16 protein-coding genes are annotated in these 25,533 nt (G+C 41.2%); 9 read left to right on the top strand and 7 right to left on the bottom strand.

What is annotated here, in order from left to right:
* Positions 1-136: 136 nt before the first annotated feature.
* The 5 genes from WA338_RS12295 (at position 137) to WA338_RS12275 (ending at position 7,420) form a co-directional block, all read left to right on the top strand.
* Complete coding sequence (locus WA338_RS12295; RefSeq protein ID WP_225598952.1) at positions 137-727, top strand: TetR/AcrR family transcriptional regulator; 591 nt, start codon at positions 137-139, stop codon at positions 725-727.
* A gap of 31 nt (positions 728-758) precedes the next feature.
* Entirely contained in the window at positions 759-1,814 is a 1,056-nt protein-coding gene (locus WA338_RS12290; protein WP_225598953.1) for an efflux RND transporter periplasmic adaptor subunit, read from the top strand.
* 11 nt (positions 1,815-1,825) lie between these two features.
* The gene (locus tag WA338_RS12285; RefSeq protein ID WP_225598954.1) at positions 1,826-4,951 is read left to right on the top strand and encodes an efflux RND transporter permease subunit; all 3,126 of its coding nucleotides are present in this window, start codon (positions 1,826-1,828) and stop codon (positions 4,949-4,951) included.
* 55 nt (positions 4,952-5,006) lie between these two features.
* Positions 5,007-6,263, top strand: coding sequence for a TolC family protein (locus WA338_RS12280; RefSeq protein ID WP_009780927.1), 1,257 nt, complete (start codon positions 5,007-5,009; stop codon positions 6,261-6,263).
* A gap of 71 nt (positions 6,264-6,334) precedes the next feature.
* Positions 6,335-7,420 (top strand): adenylate/guanylate cyclase domain-containing protein, encoded by a 1,086-nt coding sequence (locus WA338_RS12275; RefSeq protein ID WP_040532817.1) that lies wholly within the window; start codon positions 6,335-6,337, stop codon positions 7,418-7,420.
* 85 nt (positions 7,421-7,505) lie between these two features.
* On the opposite strand, the gene WA338_RS12270 is transcribed toward WA338_RS12275, so the two are convergent.
* From WA338_RS12270 to WA338_RS12260, 3 genes are all read right to left on the bottom strand, one after another.
* Positions 7,506-8,420: a helix-turn-helix domain-containing protein gene (locus tag WA338_RS12270; RefSeq protein WP_040532822.1), complete on the bottom strand. Its 915-nt coding sequence runs from the start codon at positions 8,418-8,420 to the stop codon at positions 7,506-7,508.
* A 58-nt stretch (positions 8,421-8,478) separates the two neighbouring features.
* A complete protein-coding gene (locus WA338_RS12265) occupies positions 8,479-9,480 on the bottom strand; it encodes an aldo/keto reductase (RefSeq protein ID WP_009780930.1) in 1,002 nt (333 codons plus the stop codon).
* Between the two features lie 94 nt (positions 9,481-9,574).
* Positions 9,575-10,687: a metallophosphoesterase gene (locus tag WA338_RS12260; RefSeq protein WP_050759331.1), complete on the bottom strand. Its 1,113-nt coding sequence runs from the start codon at positions 10,685-10,687 to the stop codon at positions 9,575-9,577.
* A 421-nt stretch (positions 10,688-11,108) separates the two neighbouring features.
* Here WA338_RS12260 and WA338_RS12255 point away from each other — a divergent pair, with 421 nt between their 5' ends.
* Positions 11,109-11,282, top strand: coding sequence for a hypothetical protein (locus WA338_RS12255; protein WP_009780932.1), 174 nt, complete (start codon positions 11,109-11,111; stop codon positions 11,280-11,282).
* Between the two features lie 499 nt (positions 11,283-11,781).
* Here WA338_RS12255 and WA338_RS12250 read toward each other — a convergent pair whose 3' ends face one another.
* Complete coding sequence (locus tag WA338_RS12250) at positions 11,782-13,146, bottom strand: Gfo/Idh/MocA family oxidoreductase (protein ID WP_336093538.1); 1,365 nt, start codon at positions 13,144-13,146, stop codon at positions 11,782-11,784.
* A gap of 100 nt (positions 13,147-13,246) precedes the next feature.
* On the opposite strand from WA338_RS12250, the gene WA338_RS12245 reads away from it, so the two are divergent.
* The 3 genes from WA338_RS12245 to WA338_RS12235 all read left to right on the top strand — a co-directional run bounded on the left by WA338_RS12245 (position 13,247) and on the right by WA338_RS12235 (position 16,532).
* A complete protein-coding gene (locus WA338_RS12245; RefSeq protein ID WP_336093535.1) occupies positions 13,247-14,239 on the top strand; it encodes an amidohydrolase family protein in 993 nt (330 codons plus the stop codon).
* Between the two features lie 329 nt (positions 14,240-14,568).
* Positions 14,569-15,834, top strand: a complete 1,266-nt coding sequence (locus tag WA338_RS12240) for a sensor histidine kinase (protein ID WP_336093533.1) — start codon at positions 14,569-14,571, stop codon at positions 15,832-15,834.
* Positions 15,831-16,532, top strand: a complete 702-nt coding sequence (locus WA338_RS12235; protein WP_336093531.1) for a response regulator transcription factor — start codon at positions 15,831-15,833, stop codon at positions 16,530-16,532. The genes WA338_RS12240 and WA338_RS12235 overlap by 4 nt, the downstream gene beginning before the upstream one ends.
* Before the next feature lie 6 nt (positions 16,533-16,538).
* Here the strand turns inward: WA338_RS12235 and WA338_RS12230 are convergent, their stop codons facing one another.
* The 3 genes from WA338_RS12230 to WA338_RS12220 all read right to left on the bottom strand — a co-directional run bounded on the left by WA338_RS12230 (position 16,539) and on the right by WA338_RS12220 (position 25,045).
* The gene (locus tag WA338_RS12230) at positions 16,539-17,483 is read right to left on the bottom strand and encodes a glycoside hydrolase family 43 protein (protein WP_336093529.1); all 945 of its coding nucleotides are present in this window, start codon (positions 17,481-17,483) and stop codon (positions 16,539-16,541) included.
* 162 nt (positions 17,484-17,645) lie between these two features.
* Positions 17,646-22,238 carry a TonB-dependent receptor plug domain-containing protein gene (locus tag WA338_RS12225; protein WP_336093526.1) on the bottom strand — a complete coding sequence of 1,531 codons (4,593 nt, stop codon included), beginning with the start codon at positions 22,236-22,238 and terminating at the stop codon, positions 17,646-17,648.
* Positions 22,238-25,045 (bottom strand): carboxypeptidase-like regulatory domain-containing protein, encoded by a 2,808-nt coding sequence (locus WA338_RS12220; protein ID WP_336093524.1) that lies wholly within the window; start codon positions 25,043-25,045, stop codon positions 22,238-22,240. The genes WA338_RS12225 and WA338_RS12220 overlap by 1 nt, the downstream gene beginning before the upstream one ends.
* Positions 25,046-25,533 lie beyond the last annotated feature (488 nt).

The raw sequence follows: 25,533 nt of genomic DNA, 5'->3' as shown, positions 1-25,533 counted from the left end.
AACTTAACAGTCTTCAATAGCAGCGATCCATTAGATTGATTTTGGCATTTAGAAAAAATTCAACTCTTGATTATTTTATTTTTAGACAAAAACACTATATTTGTCTAAAATTAGACGTAATATTATTTTTTGCTGAATGAAAGATGATTTAGTTAAAGAGCACATTATCAATTCTTCCGTAGCGGTATTTAAAAAATTAGGATTTGATAAAGTCACAATGGACGATATTGCTAAAGCCGCAAATAAAGGAAGGAGTACACTCTACTATTACTTTAAAAACAAACACGAGGTTTTTGAGCAGGTGGCCGAGATGGAATATCTTTCTATAATAGAACCGGCTAAAGCAAAAATTAAAAAATCCAACAACATTGAAGAAAACCTACGGTTCTATAATGAGATTAAACTCAAAAGTCTCATAGACAAAACCAAAGAATATACTTTTCTACTAGAAGATATCAGGCAAGACTTCAATATTGCTCATTCCCTATTTATAAAATTAAGGCATATAGAGAATAGTATTTTTCAGGAAATACTCACGTGGGCAATCCATAAAAAAGAAATCGCTCCCATTAATCAGGAAAATAGGCAATTTTTAGCAATGACTATGGTCACTGTCTATAATAGTTTAGAAAAAGAAATGCTGCTTTACGGCATCATAGAAAATATGTCTGTAAGGATAGATTGGCTTGTCAATATTCTTATTAAAGGTTTAAAATACGATCAATAACTAAAATCCTCACCATTTAAAATTATAACATATGCGCAAGTTTCATTTCATCCTTTTGTGTTGTTTGGCAACATTATTATTTCAAAGTTGTAAAAAAGAAGAAAAAGAAAGGGAAATTCAGCCCATCGAGGTTAAAACCGTAATGGTAGGCAAGACTTCTTCAGAAAACAGTGGAGTCCATTTTTCTGCCACCGGTAGAATCGCTGCCGATAAAAGCGTAAAACTAAGTTTTCAGGTATCCGGAACCATTGAACAATTTCCGGTAAGTATGGGCGATTTTGTACAAAAAGGAAGCTTAATTGCCAAAATAGATGGCACAGCCTATCAAAAACAATATGAAGCAAGAAGAGCGCAGGCTGAAATGGCAGAAGACAATTACAATCGTGTAGCAGAAGTCTATAGCAAAGGTAGTATTGCTGAAGTAAAAATGGTAGAAGCTCGATCTAACTATAAACAGGCCGAAGCAGCCGCGCAAGCCAGCTACCAAAATGTAAAGTTTACTCGTATCACCGCTCCTTTTACGGGTTATATTGGTGAAAAAATGATGGAAACCGGAGATCTGGCATCACCCGGGCAACCCATCGTCGATTTTTTTGATATTGATAAGCTTAAAGCCATTATTCCTATTCCAGACGATCAGGTTAATCAATATCAAACCGGAGATAAAGCTATTGTGAAAATAGAGGTCTTAGATACTGTATACGAAGGGGAAGTTACAGAAATATCCGTACAATCAGATAGCAATACTCCGAGCTATACCGCAAAAATTACCATTACTAATCAAAACAAAAAAATAAAGCCCGGTATGGCCTGTACGGTTATACTTCCCGAAAAGGAAAAAACTTCAGAAGAGGACTCTAAAATTTTCATTGTTCCTGTAGAAACCGTTTCGGTAACCGAAAAGAATGAAAATTTTGTCTATGTAGTCAATGAAAATAAGGCAGAACGACGCATTGTAAAAACCGGAAAACTATACAACAATGGCATCGCCATCACCGAAGGTTTACAAAAAGGAGATCAACTTATCACTTCAGGCTATCATAAGCTTACGCAAGACACTCCGGTTACCATTAAAAACAAACAATAAGTGCTTATTTTATGAAAAAACAAGGTTCTATGATAGAATGGGCAATGAAAAATAAAGCTTTTCCACTGGCATTAGCTTTTATTTTTGTGGTGATTGGCTTGTTAGGGCTTTTCAATATGCCTCGTAACGAATTTCCTGAATTTACGATTAGACAAGGAGTGGTAATTGGGGTTTATCCCGGTGCCAATTCACAAGAAGTAGAAGAACAACTTACCGCTAAAGTTGAAAAGTTTCTCTTCAGCTATAATGAAGTAGATAAAGAAAAAACCTATTCCTATTCGCGAGAAGGCGAAATGTATATTTATGTGGAAGTAGCCGACCGTATAGGCCACCATGAAACTGAACAATTTTGGAACAAGCTTAAGAATGATCTATTAATCTTTCAGCAACGTAGTGTTCCTCCCGGTGTTAAGGGAATTATAGTGAATAGTGATTTTGGAAGTACTGCCGCGATGATTCTCGCTGTAGAATCTAAAAACAGACCTTATAAAGACCTGCAAAAACACGTAGAAGAAATAGAAGATCAACTGCGTCAGGTGGAAGGGATGGCAAAGATTAGTCACTCTGGTGGCCTTACCGAGCAAATTGCGGTTTATGTAGACCAAAACAAATTGGCACAATTCGGTATCAGTCCGGGCACTTTAATGCAAAGCTTGCAATCGCAGGGAACCATAAGGCCTAACGGAACTTTAGAGTCGCCTAGTTTTGACCGTCCTATAAATTTGAAAGTATTCCTTAAAAATGTGACCGATATTTCAAACCACATTGTAAGCACCGATCGAGACGGTCGCGTGATCCGTATAAGAGATATTGCCGAAGTAAAAAAAGAATACGAAGATCCAGACTCCTTTATTACCGCTAACGGAACCAAAGCGATGATCATCACGCTAGAGATGGCTTCAGGTAATAATATTGTACAATTTGGAGAACGAATTGATGAAAAACTGGATACTTTTCAAGAACAACTTCCGCAGGATATTCAGTTAAGAAAAATCGCAAATCAGCCCGAAGTAGTTCATCATTCCATAAGCCACTTCCTTAAAGAATTCGGCTTTGCCCTTGCAGGGGTAATTATTGTAACGCTACTGCTTTTGCCTTTTCGTGTAGCTTCAGTTGCCGCAGCCACCATTCCTATAACCATTCTGGCAACACTAGCGTTAATGTTTATGCTGGGAATGGAGCTGAATACTGTAACCTTAGCTGCTCTAATTATCGTGCTGGGAATTGTCGTAGATGATCCCATTGTGGTGATAGACAACCACGTGGAAAAACTAGATGAAGGGCAATCCGTTTGGAAAGCAGCCCTTAACAGTGCCAAAGAACTTTTCCCATCGGTATTTACAGCAACCCTTGCGATATCGGCCACTTTCCTGCCTTTGGTATTCTTTATGTCGGGAACTGCGAAAGACTTTTTAAGTACCTTTCCGTATACCATAATGCTGGCATTATTCCTTTCGCTGGCCATTTCTGTATTATTAGTGCCCTTCTTCAATACCATATTCATTAAAAAAGGATTGCACCATAACAAAAAGGATGAAGACAAAGAGAAGAAAAAATCGATGCTAGAAAAGTTACAGCACTTTTTCGATAAGAGTGTTGAAAGCGCCATGAAGCATTATAAAATTACAGTAGGTATTGGTGTACTTTCTATAGTTGTAGGAGTATTCTTTTTCTCTAACCTATCGCAGGAATTGTTTCCGGTAATTGAAAGGAACCAGTTTGCAGTAGAAGTTTATCTTTCTAAAAACAGCAGTCTCGAGGAAACAGAAAAAGTAGTTAAAGCGTTTGAGAAGGTAATGGAAAAAGATGAGCGTATTCAAGACTATACCAGTTTTATAGGCGAAAGTTCTCCAAGATTTCATATGGTATATGCGCCTAACCTTCCTGCTAAAAACTACGCCCAAATTTTAGTGACCACTACCTCAGACGATGCTACGGAAGAGGTGTTAAAAGAATATGATAAAAAATATTCTGAAATGTTTACCAATGCGTATGTAAGGATGAAACAGCTGAATATGGTTGCCAAACCTGCGCAGGTAGAAGTGCGCCTTTTTGGTGATAATATTGACACCTTGAAAAGCTACGGAAACAAAATTATTGATCTGGCAAGGGAAACTCCGGAAACCATTTGGTCTAGAACCAATTATGGGGAAATGCAGCAAACCCTTACCATTGATGTTAATGAAACCGAAGCATCACGCCTGGGACTAACAAGTGAAGATATCGCCAACACTATAGCAATGAATATGGAAGGCTTAAATGCCACACAGGTTTGGGATGGGGATTACGCTATTAACGTAAAAATAAAGGCTGAAGATCACAAAAATCAATCGGTTTCCAGCCTAAGGGAATTATCCATTATTTCGCCTAACACCGGTAAAACAGTACCACTACGTCAGGTAGCCAAAATAGCCCCGGGTTGGGAACAAGAACAAATTGTTAGACGTAACGGAATGCGCTGTTTAACGGTACGCGTAGATATCGAAAAAGGAGCCGTAGCTAATGTAGTATTAGGCAAGCTTCGTCCCAAAATAGAAGAAATGATGCTTCCCGATAGCATTACTGTAGACTATGGAGGCGAACACGAAATGAGTCAGGAAAACCTAATGCCTATGGGGATCTCCTTATCCATAAGTATTCTTATTATATTCTTAATTCTACTTTGGCATTTCAAGGAATTTAAACAAGCCTTATTAAGTTTCATCACAATGCCGCTTAGTATATTTGGTGCAGCCTTAGGACTAATGTTAATGCAATATCCTTTTGGATTTACTTCCTTCTTAGGGCTATTGGCACTTTGCGGGATCGTGGTAAGAAACGGTATTATATTAATCGATTTTGCTAATGAATTGAGAATTCATCACGACCATTCAGTTTACCAAGCTGCCGCACACGCCGCCAAACGAAGAATGCGTCCTATTTTCCTTACCTCCTCTGCAGCAGCTGTTGGAGTAACACCTATGATTATTAGTAGATCAAGTTTGTGGGGACCATTAGGAACCGTTATCGCTTTTGGTTTAATGATGTCTATGATACTTACTTTATATGTTTTACCCGTATTATACTGGCTGTTCTTTAGGAACGAGAAAGACGAAGAGGAAAAAGGAGAAACAAAAGAAAATAATGCAAACGCCTAGAAATAGTATGAAAAAGATGCTAATAAAGAACAGTACATCCCTAGTTATTTGTTGTATGCTAAGTTTTTTGTCCTGCGGGAGTTTACTTGCACAAGAAAAACTAAATTTAGAGGAAGTTAAGCAAGCCGCATTATCGTACAGCAACGATATCAAAAATGGAAAAATAAGAATTGAACAAGCTGAAGCTGCCAAACAAGAAGCTATTGCCAACTATTTTCCGCAGATTAGCGCTACGGGGGTCGGACTGTATGGGTTTAAGGACTTTATACCTCCTATACCAGAAATACTGCCCGATGGAATCGATAATTTTTATCAGGCAGGGGCAACAGCGACCGAAGTTGTGTATGCCGGGGGAAAAATAAGAAGTGCTAACGCTTTGGCAAATCTTCAGGCGGAAACCCGAACCATACAAGCCGAACAGACGGTGGATTCGGTAATTCTCAATACTGAACAGAAATACTGGCAACTAGTACAAGTACAAGAACAACTTAAAGCTATACGGGCAAGTAAAATATACCTTGATGAATTACTGAAGCAACAGCAAGATTTGCTTTCAGCCGGACTTATCGCTAAAAATCAATTATTGCGGGTAAGAACCAACCGCAGCAGAGTTCTTTTACAAAAAAGCAAACTCGGTAATCAGCGTAAACTTGCATTACTTGATTTAGGGCTTTATGTAGGGAAAATTTATGATACAACTACAGTCGTCGCAGATACATTAAAGCAAGTTACCCCTCCCCGAATTAAATATCCTAAGCCCGACCTTGATTTTGATAATAACAATAATTACAAGTTGCTTGAAAAATCGATAACCGCATCGCAACTACAAACAAAAATTACAAAATCAGACGTATTACCACAGGTTTCTGTGGGAGTTAATGCGGGTTATTTCGGGACGTTCAACGATGCGATTGAGAGTCAGTTTATGCCGTTTGCCTTTGGGATGGTAAGCATTCCCATCTCCGATTGGTGGGGAGCCGGGCGTCATAAAGTAAAGCAAAAAGCCTTGCAGGAAAAAATTGTCCAGAATAATTTCCAAGATCGTAAAGACGAACTTAAAATAGGCATTATGAAGTGCTGGTACGACCTGATGGATGCCTATAAGCAAATTAATTATGCTAAGGACAATCTGGAGTATGCCAACGAGAACCTAAAGGTACAACGGGATAATTACAACAGCGGACTTAATAATCTTACCGATCTATTAGACGCACAACAACAAGTAGAATCGGCCGAAACCGAATACGCCAATGCCTATGCCAATTATAAAATTGCAGAATCCAATTATTTATTTGTAACAGATAACTTATAATAATCAGTAAGTTCTTGGTTGTGTCCATTTCATAATACCATCCATATTTTAATAATATTAATTACAAAAGAATGTTTAGATCAAGCCTCCTGTACCAATATCCACTTTTGAGGTTGTTTTTCAGGCAGGTTGGCTTTTGGTTTGTAGCCTATGGAGTGCTGTTGGTCGTACTATATTTCACGGCACAAATGGTAAAAACGCCATTAGACATTAATTGGAATATTAAATTCCCCAAGCTTTTTCTTTTTTTTATGGCATTTGGTTTTTTAACTGCAACTGTACTTTCTCTAGTGGAAGGATTACTGAAAATATTGCCATTTAAAAGTAGCTCTCTGATTGTTAACAGTCTGGTTAGGACGATTTTTTATTTTGTTGCTCTATGGCTTATTTTGAACGTCATAAAAAATGTATTAAATGACTATAGTTACTTATTTATAAGTGGATATTCGACAACACCTTCAAATACGAGGAATTTTGATATTATCATCCTAACTTATACCTTGTTTATGATTTTTATTGTCAGCTTTATAAATGAAATGATCAGTAAAAACAGCCCCGGGTTTACTATGCCTATGATCCTTGGTAAATATCGATTCCCTAAGGAAGAAAAAAGGATCTTTATATTTCTGGATCTCAAAGATTCTACCCATTTGGCTGAAGAATTGGGGCACTTAAAGTATAGTAGTTTTATTCAGGAAAGCATTATGGAGGTCAACCAAGCAGCTAAAATCTTTAAAGCTCATATCTATCAATATGTTGGCGATGAGATTGTACTTACCTGGAAGTTAGAACACTTTAATACATTAAAAGCCATTAAATTCTTGTTCGCAGTACACAAAAGATTTGAAAAAAGAAAGGATTATTATAATTCTGTTTACGGAACAGTGCCGTTTTTCCGTGCCGGTATACATCAGGGAATCGTTACTGCTATTGAAATTGGTGACCTGAAAAGGGAAATTGCCTTTCACGGTGACACCATGAATGTATGTTCTAGAATACAGAGACTTTGCAAAACTGTGAATAAAAAAATACTTATTTCAGAAGAGGTAAATCAGAATGAGGAAATAGCCCTAAACTTTAAAGTTACTGCGCTAGGTTCACATTATCTTGAAGGGAGAGAGCATCCTATCAATCTATTTTCAGTGGAAGAAGAATGATTAATGATTCTTTTCCCAAAATTTAAAAAATAGAGTAGAAATGATTATACAGCTATAAAAGTTATTCATCGGAGTTCCAGAACTATCAATTCAAGGATTTTCTAAATTGAATGGGTGACATTTTTGTCTTTGCTTTAAAAAGTTTACTAAATGACTGCGGATAATCGAAGCCCATTTGATAGGCTACTTCTGAGGCTGTCAAATCGCTTGTACTGAGCATCACCTTTGATTTTTCAATTACCTTTTGGTGAATATAATGTTGGGTAGTTTGACCTGTGGTGGCTCTTAACATATCACTCAAATAATTTGGAGAAACGTGTAACGCATTGGATAGAAATCCAACTGTTGGGAGTCCGTTGTGGAGTGGTAAACCTTTTTCAAAATAATCATTTAATGTTTGCTCTAACTTGCTCAATAAACTCGTGTTGGCAGGTTTTCGGGTTATAAATTGCCGATTATAATATCGATTGGAATAGTTTAATAGTACTTCTAAATGTGAAATGATTACATCCTGACTAAAATGGTCTATCGAAGTTTGGTATTCCTTGTGAATATGCTCCATAATGCCACCAATATTGGCTTCTTCCTCATCAGATAAATGTAAAGCTTCGTTCATTTCGTATTTAAAAAAACCAAACTCATTAATACGATTGGCAAGAGGATAGGTTTGTAAAAAATCTGGGTGAAATAGCAGCCACCATCCTTGTGGTTTATTCTTGCCCGGGGTTTCTACAGCTATCAATTGTCCGGGACCACAGAAAATCATTACGCCCTCATCAAAATCATACCATTGCTGGCCGTACTTCATTTTTCCATCAAAATCTTTTTTGATAAAAACAGAATAAAAATCATTGATAAAACTTCCGGGAACAGCTTCGTTGACCTCGTTTAATTCATCAAGATTGATGACACTTATAAGAGGATGTTTTGGTGACTTTATATTGAGCATACGATGCACTTCGGTCACGGAGGAAACGTGTTTAAAAGATTTTTTATTCATAATTTAAAAATAGTAAAAAAGGAAACAGTTGTGCTGTTTCCTTTCTTAAGTAGTTAACTTATTGATCAATACTTTCCATTCCGTGGGCATCATATCTTGCACCTGTGTCTGCTCCTAGTGGAACAATCCGTTCTAAACGCTGCACATCTTCATTGCTCAATATAATATTTGTAGCCTCAAAGTTCTTTTCTAAATGGGTTCTTTTGCTGGTTCCCGGTATTGGAACATAACCTTTAACTAAAACCCAAGCCAAAGCCAACTGCGCAGTAGTCACTTGTTTCTCGTTTGCTATTAGTTCAATTTCTTGTACCAAATCAAGATTTTTTTGAAACTGTTCTCCTTGAAAACGAGGAATATTCAAACGCCAATCGCCTTCCTTTAAGTCTGACGGACTTTTAATATCTCCGGTTATAAAACCTCTACCTAAAGGTGAATACGGCACAAAACCGATTCCCATTTCATCCAATGCCTTTAAAATACCTGCTTCTTCTACCGTTCTTTCAAACAATGAATATTCGGTTTGTAATGCTGAAATAGGATGTATATTGTGCGCTCTTTTTATAGTTTCTGCAGTGACTTCAGAAAGTCCAAGGTATTTCACTTTTCCTTCTTTGACCAAATCCGCCATCGCTCCGATAGTATCTTCAATAGGAACATTGGGGTCTAAACGGTGCAGGTAATACAAATCGATATAATCTGTATTCAGATTTTTCAAAGAGCGCTCTACAGCCGTGCGTACATATTCGGGTGTTGCGTTTACTTTCCAGGTTAATTCACCCTTATCATTTATTTCGTAACCAAACTTTGTCGCAATGGTATACTGATCTCGCTTGCCCTGAATTGCTTTTCCAAGGAGGCGCTCATTGTCTCCGGGACCGTATTGGTCGGCAGTATCTAAGAAGTTACCGCCCAGCTCCAGTGCTCGGTGAATGGTATTAATGGCTTCTTCTTGGTCTGCGGTTTTGTACACATCGTGACCGGCAAATTTGGTCATTCCCATACATCCAAGTCCTACTTGTGGAACGACCAATCCTTGTGATCCTAATTTTACTTTTTTCATTAGTTCTCGTTTTTAATTCGGATACAAAGTTCAGGAAAGAAGTGTCCTTGTAAGTGTTCAAATCTCTTAGGTTTGTATGCAAATCGCTCTTCAGCTATTGTTTTGTCAATTTGAGTACGGTGATTTCTGAAGTGGTTCCCAATCTAAATGGTGGTCCCCAGTAGCCGGTTCCAGAATTGGTATAGACCCACATATTTTCACATTTGTTAAGTCCTTTCGTATATGGCTGAAAAAGTTTTATAAGAATATTCCAGGGGAAGAACTGTCCTGCATGCGTATGCCCTGAAAGTTGTAAGTCAAAATAGGGAGCAGCTTCCTCGGCAATATTGGGTTGATGCGCTAATAAAATTTTAAGGTCTGTCTCCGGACTTCCCAAAAGTGCTTTCTGAAGATCAGGTCCACTGCCAGGATCCACTTCTTTTACTTCCGGATCGATGACTCCGGCAAAAAGGATGGATCTTTCCTTTTCAGGAACGACAAGATGTTCATTCATCAACACCTGAATACCCAAACTCTTGAAATACGCTAACCATTTATCACTGTCTTTGAGGTACTCGTGATTTCCGACGACATACAAAACCTGACTTTGCACTGTTAGTTTTGAGAGAGACGCTAGATAAGATTGATATCTTTCAAAACTTCCATCAGCAATATCTCCAGTTAAAACAACAAGATCTGCTTTTTGGTTTAGCGCCATCTCTACCGCATTATTTACATAAGTAGCGTCAATACCCGGGCCTGTATGTAGGTCGCTGATTTGAACAATTTTATAATTTTCTAAAGATGAGGGTAGATTATTGATTGGTATCTCAACGCTTACCAATTCCGGTCCTAGCTTAGCTTTCCAAAAACCTACTGCGAGCAATAAAAAAGAGAAACTAAACAAAAATGAAGTCGCAGATTTTGAAAACACAATAGATACCCATTCCACCTTTAAATAGACCAATGGAAGAAAAAGGATGTCTCTAAGGATAAGAAATGTAAGCAGTAGACCAAGTAGACCGATATCGAAATGCACTAGGGCTCTAAGAATCAAATCTGGTTTTTCAGGTAAAACGCCATACCATACCAATGGGTATAGCAATACCGTACCCACTATAAGGGATGCTAGAAGCCAAGAATACGTACCAATTCCGGTAATTCTATACCCTAGAAACAGCAATAGCGCAGCACAAATCGAAACAGCGATGACCAGAAACCAATTCATATATTTTTTTACTGGCCACAAAAGTCACAACTATTGCTTTATGAAAAGGGTTTAAATCTCTGTTTTTTGTGTTTAGATTTGTTGATTTCGGCCGATTTAATGCTTAACTAAAAGCGTATCGTTATTATGATGAATCAACTCTTTAAGTTAACAAAGAAATGTAATAATTATACTGCACAAATCTGCCCAATTCAAATCTACAATTTCGGCTAAGCCTAATGATTTATAACAAGAATAGAGAAAAGCTCTCTGTACGTTATCATTGCTACAAATGCATCAGCAAGAACACTATTTGTAAGCTACCTCAGACTAGAACTGGTTAATTTTTCTAAACATGTTCAAATGACGAGATTAAAATTCTACATGATCATCTAACTGAAAAGCAACTGATAAATTCGTTAATTTGATTAAAACATCACGTATGGCTATTCAAGCAACAAAATTGCAACTATCGAAAATCATATTGGAAAATGAAAAGACGGACTTTTGGGATGAATTGAGTATATCTGAACAAAAAGAAATAAAAAAAGGCATAAAAGATTTAGACAATGGAAAACGGATTTCTTACGAATCTTTTTTAGAGAAAATATCTTAATAAATAAATTTATTTTATCTGCATTTGCTAAAGCTAAAAATTTTTAAAATGTTAAATTTTGTTAACGCATCACCAATTCGGTGTCCCCTTTTTTCAAAATCCGTGTGATGCCTCATAAACATTGATACAGTAAAATTTTGGTCGTTCCGCCCGACTCCACGATCAAATGCAAAATTCCGTAAGGGATTAAAACTTAAAAATCCTGCCAGGTTTACCTGAGCAGGATTTTTTGTTTTAAAACCTCTGAGCGCTAGCGATGGGAATTTAGCATTTGCAGGACTGCAGGTATTGCGTTGAAACAAAGTTAACCCGCCCGACTCCACGATCACCCATAACTGCGTTATGGATTAAAACAAGAAAAGCCCATCAAATGTATTTGAATGGGCTTTTTATTTTTAAAACATCTGGCCGATAGGACAGGCAGTTATACTTGCAGGACTAGAGGTATTGCGGTGAAGCGATGCTAGCCCGCCCGGCGCTAAAAGAAACGCATTTTATATCACCCCCCATACTCCTCCTTCATCCAGTTGTACGGAGTTCGTGCGACCCACTGCCCTCGTGTAAAATCAGGAAACTCCTGGGGTTCACCGTTATTGGCGATCGAGGTTTCAGAGAGCGGAGTGATCGCACTCCAGGCTGCTGCATCATAGGCGTCAATGGGTGGCGCTACGTTTGCAAGTGCCGACTCTACAAAGGCCTTCATTACAAAATAATCCATTCCGCCGTGACCGGCTCCGGTGGCTTCTGCTTCGTATTTTTTCCACACCGGATGATCGTACTGCGTCAACCAATCTTGCGCAGCATCCCAGCGGTGTGGCTCCGATTTACCTTCAATATAGATACGGTCGCCATCCTTTTCCCATAATCCCTTTGCGCCTTGCACCCTAAATCCTAACGAATAAGGTCTGGGCAAATTGGTATCGTGCGTCACAATAATGGTTTCGCCGTTGGCACAAGCTATAGTAGAGGTGATCACATCTCCTTGCTTGAATTTGATCTTGGCATTAGGATGCGCCGCACCTCCCTGAGCTACAATATGATTGTGCAAGCCTACCGCTTTTGTTGCGCTGGCCGTCATACTCACAAAACGATTGCCCCGGTTGATGTCGGCCATAGCCGCGATGGGCCCCACACCGTGCGTAGGATAGGTGTCCCCGTTGCGGTAAACCGAATGTTTGGTACGCCATTTGGCTTCAGAGATTCCTTTTGCTCCAAACTCCACGCCGCCACCATACGGCTGTTTCCCGTTATTGAACTTCACTTCCCTTAGATCGTGCTGGTAGCCACAACGGTAATGTATCATTTCACCAAAAACCTGTTGCTTTACCATATTTAGCACGGCCATTACATCCCTGCGAAAGTTCACATTCTCTAAAAACATCATATGCGTCCCCGTCGCCTCGTGGGTGTTTACCAGATCCCAGCACTCCTCGATGGTTTGAGAAGCCGAAACTTCCAGGCCGGCATACACCCCGGCTTGCATGGCAGCCACTGCCATTTTAGTATGCCACAACCACGGCGTAGCAATGATCACGGCATCTACATCTTTTGAATCTAAGAGGTTCAAATAATCCTCTTCATGCTTCCCAAAAACCAAAGGTTGCTTTCTCCCATCCTTTTCGATCAGGTCTAAAGCGATGTCAATACGCTTAGGATCAATGTCGCAAATCGCGGTGATCTCGGTATCCTTGCGTCGCATCGCATTGTTTAAGTGATTGGTTCCTCTTAAACCTACACCTATAAAGCCTAACTTCAGTTTGTGGGCCAAGGGTTTTGCCTTTTGTGAAAATACTAAATGCGGTGCGAGGCTTATTCCGGCTCCAACGAGCGCAGAGCCTTTGATAAAAGTTCTTCTGGAATTCATAGATTTTGAATTAGCATGGGAGCAGGCTGCAGGGCTACTCGTATCTTTGTTAAATTAAAACATTCCTTCGTTCCTGCAAAACCATAGTAAACAACACCTCATGCAACGCCCTTTTATAGACGCTCACGTACATCTCAACACAAACACGCAAGCCAAACTTCAACTGGCAGCGCAGTATGATGCGTATTTTGTTTCGATCAATACCGATATTCCATTCTTTATCGATCTCCAAGCGCAACGTGAGATGATCAATACCTTAAACCAAAACACACCGCGCGCTTTTTTCATCACTTCTTTTGACACCCAATATTGGAATACCCCGCGCTGGCTGCCACACGCGATGGAACAAATTAAAGCCGGTATTGCCGCCGGTGCTAAAGGCGTTAAGATCTGGAAGAATATCGGGATGGACGAAAACTTAAAAGATGATCAAGGAAATTTTGTATTGCTTGATGATGCACGTTTTGATCCCATTTTTCAATACCTGAGCGACGCCGGAATTGTACTGCTTAACCACCAAGGCGAACCGCGCAATTGCTGGTTACCGCTAGAAGAAATGACCGTAGCTTCAGACCGGGAGTATTTTGCTGCACATCCGGAATACCATATGTTTAAAAACAAGCACTATCCCGCTTACGAAACGCAGATGGCAGCACGCGACCGGGTGTTAGAACGTTTTCCGAAGCTGAATTACGTAGGCTTGCACCTCTTCAGTATGGAATATGATCTGGAAGAAGTGGCTAAGCGCCTCGACCGGTTTCCTAACAGTCAGACCGATCTGGCCGAGCGCATCTGCCACGTGCAATTACAGACGATGCACAACCGCGAAAAAGTGCGGCAGTTTTTTATAGATTATCAGGACCGTATCCTTTACGGTACCGATGTTATTGATGACGGAAGCCTTACTGCGGAAGCTACCGCTGCTAAATTAGAACAGCTTTGGCAGTATCATTGGGAGTTCTTTGCCACAGATCATTTGATGGAAGCTGCTGAATTTGAAGGAAGCTTTAACGGCTTAAAACTGCCTGAAAGCATACTGAAAAAGATCTTTTACAGCAACGCTGTTTCAACCTATATGCTGGATGTGCCTTAAATGAAATTATCCGGTAAGAAGATACTATTAGAGGGCTTTCGATCTTGATTATCGCGTAGAGCTTCCTAAAGAGCAGCTAAGCAACGTAGAACGCAAGGTGTATCATGCTAAAAAGTCAGCACTGCTGCCGACTTTTTACCAAGAAACTAAAGGATTTGATAACCAAAAAATCAAAGCTTTAGAAGTATGTTGTTTTCAAGAGCTAAAATACTACCTTTTAGAAGCTGTAAAGACTAAGCACAAATTAAAAAGATTAATGAAAGGTTAATAAGATTAAGCATGGGTTAACTTGGTGTAATCAAGTTTAAAATGTACTATTATCGTATCCTATGATCAAAAATAAGAAAGGATATATCATCATTTTCATCATTGCCGTTTTAGGCCTTTTTGTGGTACAAATTCAATTTTTACGCATTGGACTCAATCTTGCGCGGGTACAGTTTGACCAACAAATAAAGGATGCCGGCACCAGCATACAACAGGACCTTCGTGAACGCAATCAGCTTACCTTTCTTTTAGAACAAGCCTTGCTTCAGGACAATTCGTATTTTAAAACCACACCCGACAGTCTTACCGACGCTTCTCGGCATTTCTTTAATGACTTCATCCGTCACAGACTTACCGAAAACGGAATTACGGCAGCCTACAGCTACCGCCTTTTTACACGAGACAGCACCTATTATTTGAGTTCGCCCAACAGCCTTCCTTCAACTACCGAAGCCCAAACCTATCCTTTTAAAATAGAAGGTTTTTTGGTAGATGCACTAAATAAACCGCTCATCCTCGAGTTGCAGTTTGAGAACCTGAGTGATTATTTCTTTTTTCAACTCAACGGACTCACTATCCCGGCATTACTCTTTATGATCACCATCATCATTACGGTGATCTGGGTGCTTAGATCCTTTTACTGGCAGCGCAATGTGATCACGACCACCAATGCATTTATCAATAACCTTACCCACGAACTCAAAACTCCGGTGTTCTCCATTGGGCTGGCTTCAAAAATGCTTTATGAACGGGTAGCCGACCGCGACCGCCCTTTGGTACAAACCATACGCACCCAGACAGACCGTCTAAAAGTACATATCGAGAATGTATTAGAGTTGGCGCAACTTGAAGAGAAAAAACGCCTTATACGTCTTGAGCCTGTAGATTTTAAACCGAATCTCGAGGCGCTTTGCGCTTCGTTTGAAGCGATCGCTTCTTTAGAAACTACCCCATTTACCTACCAACTTCAGGAAGGATCCTATCCTATTTTAGCCGAAGCCGGTCATCTGGAAAACGCGGTGAACAACCTGCTGGATAATGCGCTTAAGTATGGTTTAGGCAAGCCTATACACCTGGTCGCCTATAAAAGTAAGCGGCATCTTGAAATATGTATTACAGATCAGGGAATGGGAGTATCAAAAGCAGAACGCCCTAAGATCTTTAAAAAATACTACCGCGGCTCGGCTGTTTTAACCTCTAAAAGCGGTTACGGACTCGGGCTCACCTATGTACAACAAATCATTAAAAAGCACAAAGGAAGGCTTAACTTTGAAAGCAAACCCAATTCTGGCACTACGGTCACCCTTAAAATCCCATTACAACGATGAATGCCTCTAAAAAAAAGCTCTTACTAGTAGAAGATGATCCCACATTAGGTTATCTCCTGTCTGAGTATTTACAAATGAATGGGTTTGAAGTGGTCTGGGCAAAAACCGGTGCTCTGGGTCTGGAAACACTCGACCAGCATCTTTTTGATCTGGCCATTTTAGACGTAAGCCTACCGGATATGGATGGATTTGTAGTAGCTTCTAAAATCAAAGAAAACACAGCGCAACTGCCTTTTATCTTTTTAACCGCGCGTGCCTTAAAGGTCGATGTGCTTAAAGGTTTTGCTTTAGGAGCAGTAGACTATCTCAAAAAACCCATAGACGAAGAAGAGCTCGTGGTACGCATCAAAAACCTCATCAACAGACTGCCGCAGGAACAAGAAGCGACTGCTCAAGAACGCGTTCTTCAGTTAGGTAAGTATACCCTCCATAAAGAGACCCAAGAACTGTCTATTAATGAGCACACGCAAAAGCTCACCAATCGCGAACTTGACCTGTTGGTCTATTTGATTCAGCATAAAAATGAGTTGTGCACACACAAAGCCATCTTGCTTAAACTTTGGGGAGCCAATGATTATTTCAATAAAAAAAGCCTGAATGTTTTTGTATCGCATTTACGCAAATACCTGCAGGAAGACCCTTCCCTGAGCATTGAGAACATTCACCGTAAAGGGTTTATTTTAAAAGAAGAAGCTTAACGAGATTTAGTGCTTAAAACTACCGGGGATTAAAGTTAAGACGGTTCCCTCCCATTGTAAACCTACGCTTCCCGTTATGCGCGGGCCCACTTGCGTTTCTGATTGATGTGTATGCAGTACATAGCGCAATATGCCTTCAGGACCTACAAAAAGATCCCCGTGACCAATACCGGGCTGTCCGGTATTTTGCATACTAATAATAGGATTGCCTTCGTACTTGATCCACGGTCCCAAAGGATGCATTGCTGTAGCAAACCCCACCGCATAATCGGGATTTCTGAAGTCATTCGCAGAATACATCAGGTAATAGGTTGCTCCGTTTTTGAACACGGTAGGTCCTTCTGAAACCGGCCACTCGGTACTTTGTGTGTTTTCCCATCCGGTGGCTGCATGCAAGCATTCTTTTAAGGTTTCTTCTTTTATTGCCGAAAGGTCTCTGGTCAATTCCGCAACAAAGATGCGGTTGCCTTTCTGAAGCCGTACATGGTATAAATAAGCTTTTTCATTCTCAAAAAAGATAAAAGGATCGATCTGCTTGACGGAAGCCTGTAAGGCTGTCCCCGTATTTTTAAAAGGGCCTAACGGACTATCAGCGGTGGCGATAGCAATTTGCTCATTGGCCGTATACGCCATATAATACCGATCTTGGTATTTAAACACTTGCGGCGCCCAAAAACCTGTGCTCCCAAAACCATCGCCTTTTTTAAAGGCATAACCTTGCTGAACCCCTGCAGGCCCAGACCAGTGTTCTAAGTCGGTTGACGTATACACCAAAAATCCGGCACCTTTGATCGAAGCATCTTCTTTGGTCCCATATAAATAATAGATCCCTTCTTCTTCAAAGATCGTTGGGTCAGCCAATAGAACAGGAGATTCTAAAGACTGAGCCATCCCGACAAAACCTATACTGAATACTAAAATAAGACTATAATAAACACGTAAAAACACCATTGCCTTTTTAAAATGAAAACCTCTTAAGTAAACGAACAAGAAAGATTTAATCTCGATTATCGAGTAAATATAATCTTCTTACAGCAAAGCATTCTTCTGCACCTGCTTAATGCTAAAACTTTTGAAACCGATGTTTTGTGACATGCTCCAGTATAGCATTGCTTATTCGTAAATCTCTAAGTGTACGCCTTTAGTCCAAAATTTAAAGTCATCACCATAGTACGGGTATACAGTACTCGCAGGTGCGGTATAACTCCCCGAGATATCGGTTTTGAGATCTAAAGCAATACGTTTGACCGCTGCTGCTTCAAAAGAACGCCAATACAAGATCACAAAATTATCAACTACCTCATAATAAGCGATCTGGTTTTCTTCCATAAGTTCTTTAAGTTGATACGCTTGTACCGAAGCTCCTGCAGGAATCCCTACAATAGCCGTGATCATTCCTTTGCCTTCTTGCGTGGTATTACGCACTTCGACCTGCATGCGCGCCAGTTCCCCCTTACGAACTTTAGAGGCAAGCAGTTGCGTACGCAGCTGTACCGGTAAAGCTTCGGCACTCTTAGGTAGGCTGCTCTTCCAGGAATAATTTAATGCATAAGGAAAACTAATCTTCTCATCTGCAAAAGTCACGTGTACCCGCTGTTTCCCGGGTTCAATATAGCGCTCCAGGGAGTCTATATGCAGCACCCCATCATGCTGTGCTGCTTGTTTTAGATCGAGCTTTGTTCCATTAAGGTTTAGGGTCAAGAGCTTTTCTGAAGCCAAAACTTTTGCAGTGTACTGCTGATTGTATTTGAGTAAAGCCTTTAAACACATGACTGTGGTTTGCGTATTACCAAAAGCACCGTACTCACGGTTTTGCGCGATATACTGCACCCCCTCGGCCACAACCTCGTCAAATACCTGTTCTCGTAAAGCTGCGAGTATGAAAAACGCGGTGGTTTCTAAAAATTTAGCTTTGCCATAAGAACGGGTGATCGTTGCACCCGTATTCCACTCAAAGGCATTCTTATTATAGGCTTCCAGAAGGAATTCCATGAGTTGCATATAACGCGTATGATCTCCAAAATTATGAGCTGCCAAAGCCATTAATGCCATTTGATAGGCATCTTTAGACGATAAGGCTTTTTCAAATGCCGCTTCATATTCGGTCTTGATCTCAGTAGTGATACCCACTTCACTTAAGGCATAAACAATATAGGCATTAGCTACTAAAGGAGGCGAACTAGCAAAGCTGTCGTAACCCTTTTTACTTTTATGAAAACCTCCCTTGCCATCCCGCTGACCCAGCAACCAGTCGATGTTGCGTTTGAGCATCGCTTCACTCACTTCGGGATATACTTCTTTCATTTCAGTAAATTCTAAAATACCAAAGGCGGTAAGGGTTTGATGTGGAGGGGTTTTCCCAAACCATTCAAAACCACCTTTTTTAGTCTCAAAACTTATAAGGCGTTTATACCCCTGAGCGATATACTCTAAAGCCTTTGCCGTCACCTCCGGATCGGCTTTACCTGTAGCTTTTAAATATTGCAGCACCATAACATTAGGATAGGTCGCTGAAGAGGTTTGCTCAAAACAACCATAAGGTTTTCTAATGATGCCTTCAATGCCATTCATCAACTCGCCCACCACATCAATATAGAGTGCAAAATCTGCCTGAAGGCTTCCGGGAATAGCGTTGACAATATCAAAGCTATAAGCAGCACTCTGATTGTTACTAATACTGGTCTCTATAGGAAAATACGGACTTACCACTTCCAGGCGTTCTTCAAAAGCATCTGCACTTGATGCCCCTTCAATGCTTGCTGTAAAGCCTGCGTTCAAAGCCGTCTTGACCGGGGTTACCCTAACATCGATTACCTGATAGGAATTTGCTGCTACCTCAAGATCCTTTGGAATTTCCTGAGCACGAAGCACTTTAAATTCATCGGTAAATTGAAGTGCTAAACTCAGTTTCCGGGCGGTAGGTGTTGCATTGGTGACCCTAACAGGAATATTCAGGGTGTCTCCCACACTGGCATAAGCGGGCAGTTTTGCGGTAATGCTCAAAGGCTTGGTCACGCTATACGTCTGCGACTTATGCCCTGTGATTCCTTGTGCAGCGATTCCTTCTGCGATGATCTTAAATGAGGTGAGCGCATCAGAATTGTAAAAGCGCAGACTGGCCTTTCCTAAAGCATCGGTTTGTACTACCGGATTCCAATACAGGGTTTTTCTAAAATCAGTTCGCTTTTCTGGAACTTCCCGAGAATCATATACCGGCGTATAGAAGTGTACGGGCTGATTGAGTTGTACCTCTTGCTGTCCTTGGTACATCTCGCGTACCGCATAGTTTTTAAACTTTTGGGAAAACAGGCGTTTGTTATTCCCGTAATTTTGATTCTTGATCGTGATCACAATGACACCATTCGCCCCACGGGCACCATACAAAGCTGTTGCGGCAGCGCCTTTAACCACACTTACCGCATCAATTTGAGAAGCATCTAATTGAGAAAGATCAAAATCCTGACCGGTTCCGAGATTTACCGGTACGCCATCTATTATAAATAACGGACTGCTATCTCCGCGTATGCTTGCTGCACCGCGTATCGTAATTTGACTGTCCCCGTTACCTTGGGCTTGCGTAACCTGAACCCCAGAAACATTGCCCTCTAATACCTGAGCAACACTACCGCTCACGCCCGCCAGGTCGTCACTATCAACCTTTTGAACTACCCCCGTAGTAGTCGCGGTTCTATCAATACCATACCCCACGACCACCACCTCATCTAGGGCAGCATTATCAGCATTGAGACTAAGGTCTAACGCCTTTTCCTGTAAGGGTTGGGTAAATGGAGACTCCGGAGCTTCTGCTTCAACTTCAGTCTCTTTAGTCGCTCTGGCATTTCTATTGAAATTAAACCCGGCAGTACCGTATTTCTCATTCAGGGTTTCATCCAAGTGAATGCTTAGCTGCTGTCGGTCTTCGGTATAGGCTGCGATCACATAATAATTTACAGTACCTGCTTTGAACTTAAAATGACCTTCAGGATCGGTTTTAAATTGAAGGATCTTAGTTCCGTTTCGGTCTAAAACCAAAACCTCAGCTTGTACGGCTTCACCTTCCACAGTTGTTATACGCCCATACACAATATCCTTACGCTCAGGGTTGTGCTTAAGCGCCTTTCCTCTAGGAACCGGTTTTTGCAAATATGTCCGCCAACCATGCGTAAGCATAACCAGATCTAATGCTTCCAAACGATCAGGTTCTTCAGGATCAAAGTAAAAAGAAGGCTCGTGGATAGTTCCCTTAAGTTCGCTGCTCATCAACAAATAACTTGCAATGTTATCTTGCTTATCATCGGCCAGGCTAAGCAACGCATTGTCAACTACAGCAACAGACAGGTTACTGCTCACGGGATTCCCCTGCACATCTGTAGTGCTGATCTCCAGATTCACAGGTGCTCGGGGTAAATACTGTGTTTGATCAAAATGCAAAGCGATCTGTAAACCGGCTTGTGGATTAACAAATACCAAACGCTCGCTTTGCACGATACCTATGTGATCTTGCAGTTGCACTTTTACAATACCCTGAGGTAGTTGCTTCACGTCAAAATGCAGCGTAGTCTCCCCTTCTTTTAAAACAATTTCCCGGGAATCCCAAAGGTGTTGTGCGGCATCGATAAGGACGATCTTGCCTTTAAATTTTGCAGTGGTAGCCACTTCTAAGACTAAGCTATCGCCCTCTTGCTTAAGCATACCTAGCTTTGCACCCATAAGTTCTGTCTTAGGTAAAGCATACCTCGACAGACTGTCTGAAACAAAAGGATGGGTAAGCTGTGCATAATACTGCTGGCCTACCTGCGGCTCAAAATAAACACTGCCCATCCCATCATGAAAACTGTCAAAAGGAACCACTTCTTCACCGTCCTGATTAACGATCATCCCACGCACATCGGCAGGCCTTCCAAAGGGGTCTATCGCTTTAAAAGCAACCCGGTTAGGGCTTCCTAAAAGCAGCTTACCGCCTTCCGGTAAAAATTGCAGGTCTACCGCATCTAGAAGAATAGGCACACTGCGTGAAATGGACTCAGTAACTCCGTTATATTCGGCTTGAACGACCAGAACGGCATCTACGGTATCCAGGTCTTCAGGCAGGCTAAAGTCTATATCCTGCGTGCCATCGGTGCGTGTTTGCAACTGCTTCCGGGTAACTTCCTTACCATCTATATACAGTACCGCGCTCAGACGAGCATTGGCAACAGCGCGATTATCCAGATCTTCGAGCGTATAGGTAGCCCGTACAGCACTTCCCTTACCATAAGCTTCCCGGTCAAAATCGAGCTTAACCAGCAACTGAGGAACCACCACCTTTTGTACGGTGATCTCCTTGGTAAAAAAAGAGTCCTCCCCTTGATTGCGCATGTATTGGCTATAACTGCGTAGCGTATAGATACCACCTACCCATTCTTTTTTAAGCTGAAATGCTCCATAAGCCGCTCCGAAATGTAGAAAATGTCTTTGCGTCTGAACAACGTCTCCGGCAGGTGAAATCAACTCCGTCACCAGTACATCGCTGATGCCCGAAGGAATATTCGTCTCATCAACCGCATAGGTTTTAAACCAGATCGACTCTCCGGGAAAATAGAAGGGCCGGTCTGTATGCGTATACATTTTTTCGATCTTATGATACTTTTGTGCCAGAGTAAACGCAGGTGTATTCCAAATGCATAACGCAATAACAATTTTAAATAGGGTGATACATTGACGCATTAGATCTTGATGTTTAAATGAATACCCAGTTCACCGGCAAGCGGCATATTAAAGTAATGAAGTGCACTTCCTGTAGGATTACCATATAAGCTGCTATACGGGTTGGCCCCTTTAAAACCTGCAGAGTTCCATAGATTATTCCCATACACACTAATGCTGAGCATCTTAAAGAAATAGGAAGCCTTGCGTTTCAATTCGTAAGTAAGGCTCAGCTGTTGCAGGTTTAAAAAACTAGCGTCTGCAATAGATGCTTCAGCCACACCGGCATAGCCATAACGCACCCATCGGTTTGCCGTAACCGGGGCATCTGGAGGTGCAAATGCAACCGGCTGTGTGTTGGGCGTTCCGTCAGGAGCAACCCCTTCAAAGACATAATCGGTAATCGTTCGCTGCTGTGCAGATTCAAGAGAAGTACCAAAATAGTTTAAGGCTTGTTGCGTCCCGTTCCACACGTCTCCTCCTTGTTGCCAATCTAAGGTAAACTTGAGTAAAAACTTTTTATACCGCAGCGTATTACTCCATCCCAAATTAAAATCAGGTATAGGATCTCCTAAGATCTTAGGTTCAGAAGCGATCTGCGGGAATCCATCAGCTCCTATGCGCAGGTTGCCCTGCCCATCTCGTGCATAGGCCGTACCCATGATAACCCCTACCGGCTGCCCGGCAATGAGATTTTGAGACACCTCTCCAAAACCCGCAACGGGCAGTCTGGTCCCTTCATAGGTTCCCAGGTTGCGAACCACGGGATTGTGCGTACTAAAACTTATCGCTGTGGTATACCTAAAATCGGTTTCTACCGAGTAGTCATAGGTATCGATCTTGATTCCGGCTTCAAAACCGCTGTCCCGTAGCTCGGCTGTATTTAACAACTTCCAGGCCTGCTCTGTAAAAACCGGAAAGATCGCATCTCGCGTCTGTGATCTATAATAATTAAGATCGATAGTTACCTGGTTCCACAACCACATGGTTAGGCTTAAGTCTAAACCCTTTTGTTTTTCAAAAGTTAAAGCAGCGTTGTTGAACAGATCGGCATTGGTGGTATATTGCTGACTTTCGCTTAGCGACAGGTTCAAACTGTTATACCCATAGTTGTTGTAATACAGCGAAAGATCATTCACATTGGTACTATAGGCAGCGGTAAACTTAAATCGCCTCAAAAAATCACTGTAAAAGATGTCCCTAAAATCAGCATTTAAAATAACATCAGGAAGCCACCAATTATTTCCTTGTAATGAACTGGTAAATAGCTTTTGCTGTAAGGTTAGGTTCAGTTTAAAGTCATAGAAGTCGGCCTTGGCATCTAAGGTATTTAACATCTGTATGGTCGTCTTGGACGGATTTAGATCTGTCAGCACTTCACCACTCTGAGTTTCGGTAAAATCAAAATCCAGACCGGAGTAGGTATATTGAAACGTAGCCGAAGGCGAAAAGTCTAGAAAATCGGTGATGTACAGGTCAGACCACATCGCTTTAGCTTCGGCAGCCAACTGTTCACTTTCAAAATTCTTGTTTGTAAACAGGCCGTTGTTAAAACCTGCAGTTCCTGCTGCAATACCAACTTCCTGCCCGGCAGTATTTGTATCATAAAGGGTCTTTACCCGTAATTGAAACTTCTCGCCCAGGTACGTTCCGGTTCCTTGAACATTAAAAGCCTGTTCGTTGAGCCGGTTTGCATTGGTTTGTAATAGCCATAGCGGGTTATTATAATTTCCCGGACTGAAACTGCGTTGCGTACCGTCTGACAATCGTATTCCTTGTGTATTGGAGAATGTAGGCGGCGTAAGCAGGCTGCTGTAGTATACCTGATTATGCAAGCCATTAAGGTTGGCGTTGTTAGTTTTAGAACTGCTGTAACCCGCGCTGAGGCTATAGCTCAAAAAACTATTATTATTTTCGTAACCGAAGTTGATCCGGTTGTAGGTTTCTTTTCCCTGATCAAAAAGATCTCTTTGGGTACCGTTAGCAAAGTTGAAATTCAACCGGTGCACATCATAATACACGCCCAACTTAACTGCAGTTGATGTATTCCATCCGTTTTCAAAAATATCTTGAGCGTAGGGCGTTACGGGGGCACCTGAAACTTGATCCCGAGGTACAGGCCTTCCATTAACGTCATAGGCATAGCTGCTCCCATCGTAAGCTAAGCTGCTCAATAATGGCCCGTAACTAAACCGTTCTCCCGTTTCAGGACCGCGATGGGTAAGTTCACCTGCTTCCGGTCTGCCCTGAGCATAAGATTGTTGCAGCTCGGGCAGATTGCTTTTAGGAACATACTGTAAGGCCGTGTGCTGACTCACTCCTATTTCAAAAAATGCCTCGTCGGCATAGGTCTCCAGGTGAAGGATACTGTCTTTCTTACTCACATTTTTAATGCGATGCACATCCAGATACTTCCTATTTGTGGTATACCTCAGGGGCGTGGTGCTTAAATCGGGAATAGCATAGAAATCCGGATTGTGGTCTTTAATGGCTTGCTCATAGTCCGTTTGCGTAATGGGCGTTACTGCCTTTTTAAGCGGATCGATTTCTAGACCGTCTTCTCTAAACATCGCTGCTGTTACCGTGAGTTCCCGGGTAGCATAGCCCAACGCGGTGATCACCAGCACATCTCCTACCGAGCATTTTAGGGTATATGCACCGTCAAAATCGGTTTGCGTCCCTTTTGGAGTACCTTTAATCTGGAGAACAGCCCCCGGCAGTGGCTCCCCATAATCATCAAAAAGTTTTCCTTTAAGCACTCCCTCTTGGGCAAAACCTGTAGCCGCTACAAGCAGCATAAGGCATAGCAGGTATCTAAAATTTATCATGTAAAAAAGCTAAAGACCTGTAGGGAAGGACATCTTCTGAAAAATAGTAAAAAAATGCAAAACGAACTTCTTTTTTTAGTGAAGCTTCTTGTTGAAATGTTAGATGTTAGAGAATAGAACAGAGAGCAAAGACTATTGAAGGTACAAAATCAGAAGTACAAAATACAACGTTCAGTAAGCAGTCGCAGTGAGCAGTTGGCAGTTTTCAGTTTGCTGTTTGCTGTTTGAAATACGAAGTTAGAAATACAAATAAGCAACGCACTGTCACTTCGAGTGATTCTCGAGCGCCTTAGCGCGAGAGGATTGTATCGAGAAGTTGTTCTCAGTTTACAGTAGGCAGTGGCAGTGGGCAGTTTGTTGTTTTCTGTTTACGGTTTGCTGTTTGAAATACGAAATACAAATAAGCAACGTACTGTCACTTCGATTTCTATGACAATTCCAAGCGGTTTTTATAATTTGTTTGATTTTTAATTAATGCCATAGCGATG

Source organism: Leeuwenhoekiella sp. CH_XMU1409-2 (assembly GCF_037029365.1).
Taxonomy (GTDB): Bacteria; Bacteroidota; Bacteroidia; order Flavobacteriales; family Flavobacteriaceae; genus Leeuwenhoekiella; species Leeuwenhoekiella blandensis.
Note: the sequence above shows the minus strand (reverse complement) of the source record. Positions and strands in the feature narration are given on the sequence as shown.